Raw genomic sequence first — 12674 nt, 5'->3', positions numbered from 1 at the left:
TTATGGTAAGTCGAGTACTAAAAAACAGCATTTTCTTGCGAATTTATGCTGGATTAGTGGTTTTAGTTGTTGTTGTTGCCGCATTTTGTTATTTGCTGGTACAGGTCATCAACTATCAACGCGCGCAAGAATATCGTGAATCTCTGACGGATGGTATTTCATATGTCATCAGTGAGGGGGTATCTCGACAGCCTCAAAAACAACAAAAGCTAGATTGGATTTCTGATGCCTCCGATTTACTAGAACTTCCAATCTACTATGTTGATGCAGCACGTGTAGAGCTTTCTCGTACTGAGAAAAAGCGGATTGCTGAACAGAAATCAGTGGTTCGTTATGATGCCAATAATGGTGTGGGTTATATCATTATTGGCCTGAAAGATGATGCGAAACATTATCTTTATATCAAAGTGGATAAGCTCGGCGAGCGCCAAATGAAGGCATTGCCAATTTTTGTACTGGATTATTTGATTTTTTATCCGGGGCAAGAGCGTGAATATTTAGAAAGAATTAAAAAGCATTTTTACTATCCGATTACGATTGCCAATATTAAAGATATTAATCTAGATTCAGAGCAAATCGGTCGTTTACGTCAAGACCAAAGTATTCTGTTATATAAGGATAGTGCAACTGTACGTGGTACAACGATTTCAATTGTTTCTCCAATGCCAAATCATCCTGCACAAGTCCTTATCTTAGGTCCAGTTCCAATGTTTAATTGGATGCCTTTTCAGCTTTCAGCAGGTATTACCTTATTTAGCTTATTCTTATTAAGTCTAGGTGTTTACGGTTTAATTCTACCGCTTGAGCGGAAAATTCGTCAGGTTCGTCTTGCTTTAAATAAAATGAAGTCTGGTGATTTGTCATTACGTGTTCCGATTGAAGGTACAGATGAAATGGCAAATTTGGCATCTAGTTATAACAATATGTCAGATCACATTCAGCGGTTGATTGAAGCACAACGTGAATTAATGCGTGCAGTGTCGCATGAACTCAGAACACCTGTGGCACGAATTCGTTTTGGCATGGAAATGTTAGCTGAAGAAGATGACTATAATTATCGAATTCAGCAAGTCGATATGATTGATAAAGATATTGAAGCACTCAATACTTTAATTGATGAAATTATGACTTACGCCAAACTAGAGCAGGGTACGCCATCTTTAGACTTCGAAGATGTAGTATTGGTTGAAGTGCTCGATCAGGTTGCAATGGAAACAGAAGCATTGAAGACTCAAAAAGAAATTGAGTTAATTGCACCGCCGTTGTCATTATCTGTAGATGCTGAACGTCGCTATTTGCATCGTGTGGTACAAAACTTGGTTGGAAATGCCGTTCGTTATTGCGATCATAAAGTTCGAATTAGTGGTGGTGTTCGTGCTGATGGTAAGGCATATGTGTGTGTAGAGGACGATGGACCAGGGATTCCAGAGCAAGAGCGCACACGTATTTTTGAAGCGTTTGCTCGTTTGGATGATAGTCGTACACGCGCATCAGGTGGGTATGGTTTGGGTTTATCAATCGTGAGTCGTATCGCGTATTGGTTCGGTGGAGATATTATGGTAGACCAAAGCCCTAACTTAGGTGGCGCACGTTTTACCATGACATGGCCAGCGAAGCGCTATAAACAAAACATAAAAAAATAGTTTTAATTCATTTAAGCTTGTATGAAGAATATAAGAAAGCCAAAGCATCAAGCTTTGGCTTTGATTTTTTATGAAGCATAAATATTGCTTATTCATGAACAGATGAATCAGGTTCGATTAATGGATGACCAGACCTTAAGCCATTCAGTGCATCTATATTAAAATCCAGAAGTAATGAATTATTTTTTACGTCTATTTTATAACTTTTGATCAATGGTTGATCGCCATTTAATGTTTCAACTTTATAGCTATCAGTAATGTTTAGAATACTTTCAAGATTGGTTGTTGTTGCAGCAAAGTCTTCTCTAAAGACTTCATAGATATCTCTTAGGTCGAAAATTGCATTATCAGCATCAGGGTGTTTCCGAATATAACTTTCAATGTGCCGCATCAGCAGCTGTGAAAAAAAGAAATAATCTGAGTCATGTGTATATTCTAAATGCATATTTTTCTCCTTGTTTGCTACTTTTAGAATACCGATCTCTCAGCCAAATAGTGTATAAAGTTAATTAAAGCATGTAGCTGAATTGCAACATATTATGTCGAAATGACAACCTGATTTCGACCTTGGCGTTTGGCTTGATATAAGGCGTCATCTGCTTGCTTGAAATGATGTTCGATAGATTGTAGGTTTTCTGCCTCGCAGATATAAATTCCTAGACTCGCTTGGATATAAAAGTCATTTTGCTGTTCTAATTTGATAGGTGTTTGGCTAATTCTTTTTCTGATGTTCTCAGCAGCTTGATAGGCTGTGTTTGCATCTATATCAGTCATGAAAATGGCAAATTCTTCACCGCCTAAACGACCAAGTAAATCATGCGGTCTCAGCATGGTTTGAATGGTCTGGACGCAACTTTGTAGCGCACGATCTCCAATTTGATGGCCATAGTTATCATTCACTTGTTTAAAATGATCGATATCTAACATGAAAAAAGCGGTCGTTTTGGCAGAGTTTTTTGCTTGCTGTTGTAAAAGTTGAACTGACTGTAAAAATTGACGGCGAGTCAGGCTTGAGGTGAGTTCATCATGAGCAATAATATGTTGTAACTCTTGGATTAGCTTCGTTCTCACCATATTAATGCTGGAAACTGTGAGCGGTCCAATCGTCATCATGATTAAACCCAAACGTATAGAAATGGTGTTATTTAAATATCGCTCTGGATAGAGCAGTAAATAGTTTTGTGAGACGTGATAAATAATAAAAGCACAACTCACAGACGTGATAATTGTGACTGAAAAATGACGATAGCGTAAAGCACACCAAATTAATGCGGCAATTGGATAAAGCACTGAACCGGGGCCGGTATCATAGTAAGCGATTACAATTGAAAAAATAACACTAAATAACGGTAGGCTTTCCTGAACAGTGAGTGCTTTAAATTCTTTAATTTGTTGCTTGAATTCTCCAAGCACAGGTGCACTTAGCATAGCAGGGAGGATTAACAAAGCATTTTGAATTTCAGCGGTAAACCAATGTCCAAAATCAATCCAAAACGAACCAAGAGCGAATTTGGTATTAAAGTAGGGAAGGGAAAATGCAGCAAATAAAGAACTTGATACCGCACCGACACAGCAGAAGCTAAATAAAAATAAGTAGAAGTAACCTTGATGCATGGAGCGAATCAGTGAGGTTAACTTGATGTAAAGCAAGAGTGCGGTCAGGACATAGCACAAGTTGGCTGTAGTTAAACAGAGGTTGAGCAAAAATGGAGTATTTTGCAAAGTATCCGCAAGCAAGTAGCCTACGATTGCACCGATCAAACTAATCGGGTGCCGTGTTTGTGGAAAACGAATCAGTAAACCCAGTAAAACAGAATTGGCTGGCCAAAACGAAGCAAGAAATGTTAAGTGTCGGGTAGCGATACCGATGAGACAACAAAAAAAGATCACAGCAGCGAAAACGAAAAATAATTGCAAAAGTGATTTAGGTTTTGATGCTGCCATTGATTGAGTCATCCTGACACTTTTCCTTGGAGGAATTAGGTCGGGCTATTATATAAATTTTGTTTAAATTTTCAGCATAAATTTGTATCAATGCAATGATTTAGTTCATGCTGCAATATTTTTGAGCATTGATGACAAGTTGCGGATATTTTTGGCGCAAGAATAAAGAAAAAAATGATCAATATTGGTTAGTCGATTTGATAATTCGATTTTTAAGGGTGAATTTGTAGCGATCTAGGTCGTATCAGGAAATTAATCAACAAAATCATCCTAAAGACTAAAGCGCTTCAACTAGCATGAGAAATTAGAAATCAGGTACAATTGGCGGGATTAATTTTGTGTTTGGTGTATTTGAAGGCCAATACATACATTCTTTGTTAAAAATAGGCCTGCCAGGAGTTATCCCCGCATGAGTGCCATTACTCCATACGATTGGGCGATTATCGCCTTCGTGATCGGCGTTACATTTCTTTGCGTTTTTATGCTTACAGTTCCCTTACTCCTCGGGGGTAAAGCATGGGGGCGTGCGAAGCAAGAGCAGTTTGAATCAGGTGTAGTTGGTGCGGGCGGTGCTCGTATCCGCTTGTCAGCCAAATTCTATTTAGTTGCAATTTTCTTCGTTGTCTTTGACTTGGAAGCTCTTTACCTCTACGCATGGTCGACATCAGTTCGTGAAGTAGGTTGGTTTGGATTTACCACGGTCGTTATTTTTGTTGTGGATCTTTTGATCGCTTTGGTTTATGCAATTTCTGTAGGCGCGCTGAATTGGGCACCTGTAGATCGTCGTAAATCTGCTGGTGTGACAACAAAAATTGGTTCACCGAATATGAATATTGCTGACATTACTCGATTCAATAATATTGAAGAGCTTGTTGTCGATCCTACTGGTCATATTCCAGCACAGTCTTCTGGTCGTGTTAAGTCTAAAACACCGACTACATCATCATTTGAACAGGAGTAAGTCGGGATGAAATATACTTTAACCCGTGCGAATCCAGATGCCGATCAGTATCCATTACAAGATCGTCAAATCGTAACTGATCCTCTTGAGGAAGAAGTGAATAAAAGTGTGATGATGACACGTCTTGAAGATGTGTTGCATACCGCAGTGAACTGGGGACGTAAAAACTCTTTATGGCCTTTTAACTTCGGTACATCATGCTGTTATGTTGAATATGCGACGACTTTAACTGGTGTGCATGACTTGTCTCGTTTTGGTGCTGAGGTTATTCGTGCTTCACCACGTCAAGCAGATTTAATGATTGTTGCAGGAACCTGCTTTGTCAAAATGGCACCTGTAATTCAACGTTTGTATGAACAAATGCTTGAGCCTAAATGGGTCATCTCTATGGGTGCTTGTGCGAACTCTGGTGGTATGTACGACATCTATTCTGTAGTACAAGGTGTCGATAAAATTATTCCTGTTGATGTGTACATCCCAGGTTGCCCACCTCGTCCAGAAGCATTGATCCAAGCATTGATGTTACTTCAAGACCAAATTCAACTAGAGCGCCGTCCACTTTCAGCGGTGATTGGTGATGATCTTCAGCCTGTGTATAAGCCAAAGATGATGCCAGAACGCGATCGTAAAAATGCGGAACGTATTGCGGTGAAAAATTTACGCTCTATGGATGAAATTAAATAATTTGAACGATGAATTGTGACATGTCTGAAGAGACATGATCATCGGGAAAATTGCCAGAATTTGTATTAAATAGGAAGCCAAGCCAATGGCTGAAACTGACATTGCTATGCCAGAGTCAACGCAAGTTGATTCACGCCCAGCATTTGCAATCGTAGAAGAGCTCAAAACCAAATTTGGTGAGAACTTCTATGTGCAGGCGACTTTTGAAGAGTTTCCAACAGTCTGGGTTGAGCGCGCACGCGTGCAAGAAGTCCTTATGTTCCTCCGTAAAGTGGAACATCCTTATGTAATGCTGTTTGACTTATCTGCGGTTGATGAGCGTTTACGTGTTCACCGTGATGGTTTACCAGCATCAGATTTTACTGTGTTTTATCACTTGTTATCGCTTGAGCGTAATAGTGATATTCGTATTAAAGTTGCATTAAATGAAAATGATTTAAGCATCCCAACCGCAACCAATATTTGGCCAAATGCCAACTGGTACGAGCGTGAAGCTTACGATATGTTTGGTATCGATTTCGCTGGGCATCCAATGCTCCGTCGTATCTTATTGCCAACCTATTGGGAAGGTCATCCATTACGGAAAGAATATTCTGCGCGTGCGACAGAATATACGCCGTATATGCAGAATCAAGCGAAACAGGATTTTGAACAAGAACACCTACGCTTTGTGCCTGAAGACTGGGGTCTAAAACGCGGCAATGCTGATGAAGACTTCATGTTCTTGAACTTAGGTCCTAACCATCCATCTGCACACGGTGCGTTCCGTGTCGTATTGCAGTTGGATGGTGAAGAAGTGAAAGACTGCGTACCTGATATTGGTTATCACCACCGTGGTGTGGAAAAGATGGCTGAACGTCAGACGTGGCATTCATTTATTCCTTATACCGATCGTGTTGACTACTTAGGCGGTTGTGCGCAAAACATGCCATACGTGATGGCAGTTGAACAGCTTGCTGGTATTAAAGTACCTGAGCGTGCGCAAGTCATTCGTGTGATGTTAAACGAATTATTCCGTATCAATAACCACTTGTTATTCTGTGGTACAGCGATTCAGGATGCGGGTGGTATGACCCCTGTATTCTATATGTTCGCAGACCGTCAAAAAGTCTATGACATCGTTGAAGCGATCACGGGTTACCGTATGCATCCAGCATGGTTCCGTATCGGTGGTACGGCACATGACCTTCCAAACAACTGGCAAAAACTTGTTAAAGAATTGCTAGAGTGGATGCCAAAACGTTTGAACGAGTACTACACTGCAGCGCTTAAAAACTCAGTATTTATTGGTCGTACCCGCAATGTTGCGCAATACGACGCTAAATCTGCGTTGGCTTGGGGTGTAACTGGTACGGGTTTACGTGCGACGGGTATTGACTTTGACGTTCGTAAATATCGTCCATACAGTGGTTATGAAAACTTTGACTTTGATATTCCAGTGGAATATGAAGGCGATGCATATGCACGTGTCTTGGTTCACTTCCGTGAAATTACTGAGTCGTTGAAAATTATTCAACAGTGCTTGGACAACATGCCATCTGGTCCTTATAAAGCGGATCATCCACTGGCTGTTCCACCACCAAAAGATAAGACATTACAAGATATTGAAACCTTGATTACGCACTTCTTGAGCGTATCTTGGGGTCCTGTCATGCCTGCAGGTGAGTCATCATTTATGACTGAAGTGGTGAAAGGTGCGAGTACTTATTACTTGACTTCAGATAAGTCAACGATGAGTTACCGTACTCGTATTCGTACACCGACCTTCACACATTTGCAGCAAATGCCTTCTGTGATTAATGGCAGTTTGGTTTCTGACTTGATCATTTATTTGGCGACCATTGACGTGGTTATGGCTGACGTGGATCGCTAGGGGTAAACGATTATGATGATTTTGACTGATAAAAAACCTCGTGTGAATGTTGAAGGGATTTTGACTGCTGAAGAAATCCATGACATTGAACATCATATTGATCACTATCCATATCCACGTGCGGCATCATTGGATGCATTAAAATGCGTACAACGTCGTAATGGCTGGGTAGATGATGCACAGATGAATGCGATTGCACAGCTGTTGAGCATGAGCGTAGCGGATCTGGAAGGTGTTGCAACTTTCTATAACCGTATCTACCGTCAACCTGTTGGTCGCCATGTGATTCTATTGTGTGACTCAATTGCATGCTTCTTGATGGGTGCAGAAACTTTAGCAGAAGCGTTCCAGCGTGAGTTAGGTATCCAGTACGGACAAACTACAGCAGATGGTCGTTTTACCTTGCTCCCAATTTGCTGTTTAGGCAACTGTGATAAAGGTCCAACTTTAATGATTGATGAAGATACTCACGGTCTCGTAGAAGTGTCATCAGTTAAACAGTTATTGGAGAAGTATGTATGAATACTGAACCAAAACCAATTTATGGCGACGGTAATCCAGACACGCATCCATTGACTTGGCGTTTGAGCAAACAAGAGTTTGTACGTGCTGCTGATGATTACGAAGCGCTTGAAGGTTATGCTGGCTTTAAAAAAGCACTCGGTATGCCACCAAAAGACGTACTTGAAGTGATTAAAGCTGCGACGGTAAAAGGTCGTGGTGGTGCAGGTTTCCCAGCAGGGATTAAATGGTCTTTGATGGCGCCAAATGATGGTGGTCCACGCTATTTGATCTGTAATGCCGATGAAATGGAACCAGGTACCTTCAAAGACCGTTTGTTGATGGAAAAACTTCCTCATCAATTGATCGAAGGGATGTTGATTGCAGGTTATACCCTTGAAGCAACACATGGTTATATCTTCATCCGTGGTGAATATATTGAGGCAGCTCAATATTTAAATGAAGCATTAGAACAAATCCGCGCTAAAGGTTACTTGGGTGAAAACATCCTTGGAACTGGCTGGAACTTTGAAATGCATGTTCATACGGGTGCAGGACGTTATATCTGTGGTGAAGAAACGGCATTGATCAACTCGCTTGAAGGTCGTCGTGCCAATCCACGTACTAAACCACCATTCCCGCAAGTTGCGGGCGCATGGGGTCGTCCGACGATTGTCAACAACGTTGAAACCTACAATAACTTACCAGCGATTATGTTGCGTGGTCCTGAATGGTATATCAACCTTTCAGCGCACAAGTCTAAAGATCCAGGCACTAAGATCTACGGTGCATCAGGTAAAGTTAAATTCCCAGGTCTTTGGGAGTTGCCATTTGGTACGACTGCACGTGAAGTGATTGAAGATCATGCAGGTGGTATGCGTGATGGTTTAACGCTCAAAGCATGGTTGCCGGGTGGAGCATCGACAGACTTTTTGGCTGCTGAACATATTGACTTGCCAATGGATGCTGAAAGCATCATGAAGGCAGGTTCACGTTTAGGTACGTGCTTGCTGATGGTGGTTGATGAAACGCAATGTATGGTTTCTGCTACACGTAATTTAGAAGAATTCTTTGCACGTGAATCATGTGGTTTCTGTACACCATGCCGTGATGGTTTACCTTGGGCAGTTAAAGCGCTCAAAGCACTGGAAACAGGCGAAGGTAAGAAAGAAGATATCGATCATTTACAAGAACTGACGCGTAAATTGTGGATCGGTAAAACTTTCTGTGCTCACGCACCAGGTGCGATGGAGCCGCTTATGGGCGCACTTAAATATTTCCGTAACGAGTTTGAAGCAAAGGTTAAAACCCATGCTTCAGCTCTAGACGTAGAACAAGCTTAAGGAATTCGACTATGGCTACAATTCATGTCGATGGAAAATCGTATGAAGTCAACGGCTCAGAAAACTTGCTACAAGCATGTCTCAGCCTTGGCATCGACATCCCGTATTTTTGTTGGCACCCATCCTTAGGTTCTGTTGGTTCTTGTCGTCAATGTGCAGTAACTCAGTATGCAAATGCTGACGATACACGCGGACGTCTCGTGATGTCATGTATGACACCAGCGGCTGACAATACCTTTATCTCAATTGAAGACAAAGAAGCAACGGATTTCCGCGCCTCGATCGTTGAATTCTTGATGACCAACCACCCACACGACTGTCCAGTCTGTGAAGAAGGGGGGCATTGTCATTTACAAGATATGACAGTGATGACTCAGCACGATCGTCGTCGCTACCGCTTTACGAAACGTACGCACTATAACCAAGAGTTGGGTTCGTTTATTGCGCATGAGATGAACCGTTGTATCGCATGTTATCGTTGTGTGCGTTACTACAAAGATTATGCGGGCGGTACGGACTTTGGTGTATATGCCAATGCTTCACGTGTTTACTTCGGTCGTCCAGAATCAGGCACTTTAGAGTCTGAATTTTCTGGTAACTTGACTGAAGTCTGTCCGACTGGTGTATTTACTGATAAGACGCATTCAGCACGTTATAACCGTAAGTGGGACATGCAATATGCACCAAGCGTATGCCAAGGCTGTTCTTCAGGTTGTAACATCTCACCAGGTGAGCGTTATGGCGAAATCCGTCGTGTTGAAAACCGTTTCAATGGTTCAGTAAATCAATACTTCTTGTGTGATAAAGGTCGTTTCGGTACAGGTTATGTGAATCGTGCAGATCGTCCACGTCAACCACAGTTCCGTAATGGTGACGCTGTTACAACAGTGAGTGTGGATCAAGCACTTGATCAAGTCATTGCTCAACTAAAAGGCAAAAAAGTATTAGGTATTGGTTCACCACGCGCAAGCTTGGAATCAAACTATGCGCTACGTCAATTGGTTGGACAAGACAACTATTCAACTGGATTGTCTCAAAAAGAGCAAAATTTGGTTGAATTAGCTGCATCAATCATGCAAACACAGGGTATTTACAACCCGAACATGCGTGAAATTGAAAGTTACGATGCGGTGTTGATCTTGGGTGAAGACTTAACTCAAACTGCGCCACGTATGGCTTTATCGGTTCGCCAAGCAGCGAAAAATAAAGCAAAAGAAATGGCAGCTAAAACACGTACACCAGATTGGTTGGCGGAGCCTGTACAACGTATTGGTCAAGATGCTAAATCTCCAATCTACATTCTTGCTGCAACGCAAACACGTTTAGCGGATGTGGCAACAGGTGAAGTAGTTGCATCGCCAAATGACATCGCACGTTTAGGTTTCGCGGTTGCTGCTGCGCTTAAAGGTGAAGCACTGACTGGTTTGGCTGAAGATGCAAAAGCATTCGCGCAAACAATTGCAGATACCTTGAAAGCAGCGAAAAAGCCTTTGATCATTTCTGGTACGAGTTTACAAGATCCTGCAATTATCGAAGCGGCTGCACAGGTTGCACAAAACTTAGGTGAAAATGCAGGTTTATCATTGACTGTTCCTGAAGTGAACTCAATGGGCTTGGCATTATTCGGTGGTTTAAGTTTAGAACAAGCTTTTGCACAAGACTATGATGCCGTAGTTGTGGTTGAGAATGACCTAACTCGTCGTTTGCCAGTTGCTCAAGTAAAAGCTGCGCTTGATAAAGCTCAAACTGTGATCGTATTGGATCACAGCGAAACTGAGACTGTGAAGCTTGCAGACATCGTTCTTTCAGCAGCAAGTTTTGCTGAAGGTGATGGCACTGTAGTGAGTCAAGAAGGCCGTGCACAACGTTTCTATCAAGTGTATGACCCAAGCTACTACAAGCCTGAATATGCGATCAAAGAATCATGGCGTTGGTTACATGCTGTTGAGACAGGTCTTAAAGGTAAAGCAGTCGATTGGACATTGCTTGATGATGTGATTGATGACATCGTGAAGAATGTACCAGTACTTGAAGCAATTCAAGATGTTGCACCAGATGCAGGTTATCGTGTTCATGGTTTGAAAATTGCACGTGAGCCACGTCGTTACTCAGGTCGTACTGCAATGCGTGCGCCGTTATCGATTCACGAGCCAAAACAACCAACCGATCTAGATTCAGCATTAACATTCTCTATGGAAGGTTATGTGGGTAATCAGACAGCATCGTCTTTAGTACCTTTCGCATGGGCTGCGGGTTGGAACTCGCCACAAGCGTGGAACAAGTACCAAGATGAAGTCGGTGGTCACTTAAAAGGTGGTGATTCAGGTGTGCGTTTATTTGATCGCTTAGCAAAACGTCCTGCACGTAGCTATGTTGCACCGACTGCCGTGGTTGTGAATCCTGAAAGCTTCCGTCTTGTGCCAATGCACCATATCTTTGGTTCTGGTGAATTCACGATTAAAACACCAGCAATGGAATCACGTATTCCTGAAGCGATGTTTGCCGTGGGTGAACAAGATGCGACGCGCTTAAATGTTCAAGATGGCCAACGTATTACCGTGAAAGCAGGCGAAACGAGCATCAGCTTACCTGTACAAGTCATCGAATATTTACCAACAGGCTATATTGGTTATCCAATTGGTCTAGCACCAACCGTTTCATTGGCAGAGCCTGTGTCTGTGGCAGTAGGAGTGTAATTCATGAATCAAGAAATTATACGTCAAACGCCACTTTGGGCTGAGAACTGGCCAATCGCTTATTCGGTGATTCAAGCAGTTGTGATCCTGTTGGTGGTAGTTTTGGTTGCTGCGTTAATGTCATTTATTGAGCGTCGTCTCTTGGCATTATGGCAAGACCGTTATGGTCCAAACCGTGTTGGTCCGGGTGGTATGTTCCAGATCGTTGCCGACATGCTCAAGATCATGTTCAAAGAAGACTGGACACCAAAGTTTGCCGACAAGCTGACTTTTCGTTTAGCACCAGCAGTTGCGATGGCAACTGCTGTACTTTCGTTTATGGTCATCCCAGTAAGTCCTACACTGGGCGTTGCGGATATGAGTATCGGTCTATTGTTCTTTATGGCAATGGCTGGTATCGCAGTTTATGCAGTGCTGTTTGGTGGTTGGGCGTCTAACAACAAATACTCGTTACTCGGTGGTCTTCGTTCTGCTGCTCAAACTATTTCTTATGAAGTGTTCTTGGGTATCTCATTGATGGGTGTGGTTGCGATTGCAGGCTCATTCAACCTACGTGAAATCGTTGAAGCTCAACGTGATGTTTGGTTTGTTATTCCACAATTCATTGGTTTCATTATCTTTGTTATTGCTGGTGTTGCAGTGACGCATCGTCATCCATTTGACCAACCAGAAGCTGAGCAAGAATTGGCGGAAGGTTATCACGTTGAATATGGTGGGATGAAGTGGGGGATGTTCTTCGTTGCGGAATACGTCAACGTGGTTTTAATCTCTGCACTGATCGTAACGTTATTCTTCGGCGGATGGCTTGCACCATTTAACTTAGAAATTCCATTTGTTCCACCAGTTTTTTGGTTCGTGATTAAAACAGCATTCTTTGTAATGATGTTTGTATTGGCGCGTGGTTCTTTAATGCGTCCACGTTATGACCAAGTGATGAACTTTGGTTGGAAAGTTTGTTTGCCATTGGCGTTGGTCAACTTGTTAGTGACTGGTGCTGTGATTCTGATGAATCAGGCCTAGGACAGCAGG

The 12674-nt window shown here is 42.2% G+C and carries 10 protein-coding genes; 8 read left to right on the top strand and 2 right to left on the bottom strand.

The features are described from left to right. The first annotated feature begins 2 nt into the window (after positions 1-2). Entirely contained in the window at positions 3-1643 is a 1641-nt protein-coding gene (gene bfmS / locus IEV17_RS13860) for a sensor histidine kinase BfmS (protein ID WP_004663761.1), read from the top strand. A gap of 88 nt (positions 1644-1731) precedes the next feature. Here bfmS and IEV17_RS13855 read toward each other — a convergent pair whose 3' ends face one another. Both IEV17_RS13855 and IEV17_RS13850 read right to left on the bottom strand, forming a co-directional pair. Further along, complete coding sequence (locus tag IEV17_RS13855) at positions 1732-2088, bottom strand: hypothetical protein (RefSeq protein WP_004663760.1); 357 nt, start codon at positions 2086-2088, stop codon at positions 1732-1734. A gap of 92 nt (positions 2089-2180) precedes the next feature. Beyond that, positions 2181-3599: a GGDEF domain-containing protein gene (locus IEV17_RS13850; RefSeq protein WP_004663759.1), complete on the bottom strand. Its 1419-nt coding sequence runs from the start codon at positions 3597-3599 to the stop codon at positions 2181-2183. 397 nt (positions 3600-3996) lie between these two features. Between IEV17_RS13850 and ndhC the strand changes: the two genes are divergently transcribed. From ndhC to nuoH, 7 genes are all read left to right on the top strand, one after another. Further along, positions 3997-4548, top strand: a complete 552-nt coding sequence (gene ndhC / locus IEV17_RS13845) for an NADH-quinone oxidoreductase subunit A (RefSeq protein WP_004663758.1) — start codon at positions 3997-3999, stop codon at positions 4546-4548. A 6-nt stretch (positions 4549-4554) separates the two neighbouring features. Continuing rightward, positions 4555-5232 (top strand): NuoB/complex I 20 kDa subunit family protein, encoded by a 678-nt coding sequence (locus IEV17_RS13840; protein WP_004638049.1) that lies wholly within the window; start codon positions 4555-4557, stop codon positions 5230-5232. An 85-nt stretch (positions 5233-5317) separates the two neighbouring features. After that, complete coding sequence (gene nuoC / locus IEV17_RS13835) at positions 5318-7105, top strand: NADH-quinone oxidoreductase subunit C/D (protein WP_004663757.1); 1788 nt, start codon at positions 5318-5320, stop codon at positions 7103-7105. 12 nt (positions 7106-7117) lie between these two features. Then, positions 7118-7627 (top strand): NADH-quinone oxidoreductase subunit NuoE, encoded by a 510-nt coding sequence (nuoE, locus tag IEV17_RS13830; protein ID WP_004663756.1) that lies wholly within the window; start codon positions 7118-7120, stop codon positions 7625-7627. Beyond that, positions 7624-8949 (top strand): NADH-quinone oxidoreductase subunit NuoF, encoded by a 1326-nt coding sequence (gene nuoF, locus IEV17_RS13825; protein WP_004663755.1) that lies wholly within the window; start codon positions 7624-7626, stop codon positions 8947-8949. The genes nuoE and nuoF overlap by 4 nt, the downstream gene beginning before the upstream one ends. Before the next feature lie 11 nt (positions 8950-8960). Further along, a complete protein-coding gene (gene nuoG, locus IEV17_RS13820) occupies positions 8961-11645 on the top strand; it encodes an NADH-quinone oxidoreductase subunit NuoG (RefSeq protein WP_004663754.1) in 2685 nt (894 codons plus the stop codon). Between the two features lie 3 nt (positions 11646-11648). Further along, positions 11649-12665 carry an NADH-quinone oxidoreductase subunit NuoH gene (gene nuoH / locus IEV17_RS13815; protein WP_004663752.1) on the top strand — a complete coding sequence of 339 codons (1017 nt, stop codon included), beginning with the start codon at positions 11649-11651 and terminating at the stop codon, positions 12663-12665. Positions 12666-12674 lie beyond the last annotated feature (9 nt).

The sequence above is a fragment of the Acinetobacter modestus genome, from assembly GCF_014636095.1.
Classification (GTDB): domain Bacteria; phylum Pseudomonadota; class Gammaproteobacteria; order Pseudomonadales; family Moraxellaceae; genus Acinetobacter; species Acinetobacter modestus.
Note: the sequence above shows the minus strand (reverse complement) of the source record. Positions and strands in the feature narration are given on the sequence as shown.

Excerpts from the sequence above, each read along its gene's own strand:
- ndhC (WP_004663758.1), top strand. The coding sequence starts at position 3,997 with ATGAGTGCCATTACTCCATACGATTGGGCGATTATCGCCTTCGTGATC.
- bfmS (WP_004663761.1), top strand. The coding sequence starts at position 3 with ATGGTAAGTCGAGTACTAAAAAACAGCATTTTCTTGCGAATTTATGCT.
- nuoC (WP_004663757.1), top strand. The coding sequence starts at position 5,318 with ATGGCTGAAACTGACATTGCTATGCCAGAGTCAACGCAAGTTGATTCA.
- IEV17_RS13850 (WP_004663759.1), bottom strand. The coding sequence starts at position 3,599 with ATGACTCAATCAATGGCAGCATCAAAACCTAAATCACTTTTGCAATTA.
- nuoH (WP_004663752.1), top strand. The coding sequence starts at position 11,649 with ATGAATCAAGAAATTATACGTCAAACGCCACTTTGGGCTGAGAACTGG.
- IEV17_RS13840 (WP_004638049.1), top strand. The coding sequence starts at position 4,555 with ATGAAATATACTTTAACCCGTGCGAATCCAGATGCCGATCAGTATCCA.
- nuoF (WP_004663755.1), top strand. The coding sequence starts at position 7,624 with ATGAATACTGAACCAAAACCAATTTATGGCGACGGTAATCCAGACACG.
- nuoG (WP_004663754.1), top strand. The coding sequence starts at position 8,961 with ATGGCTACAATTCATGTCGATGGAAAATCGTATGAAGTCAACGGCTCA.
- nuoE (WP_004663756.1), top strand. The coding sequence starts at position 7,118 with ATGATGATTTTGACTGATAAAAAACCTCGTGTGAATGTTGAAGGGATT.
- IEV17_RS13855 (WP_004663760.1), bottom strand. The coding sequence starts at position 2,088 with ATGCATTTAGAATATACACATGACTCAGATTATTTCTTTTTTTCACAG.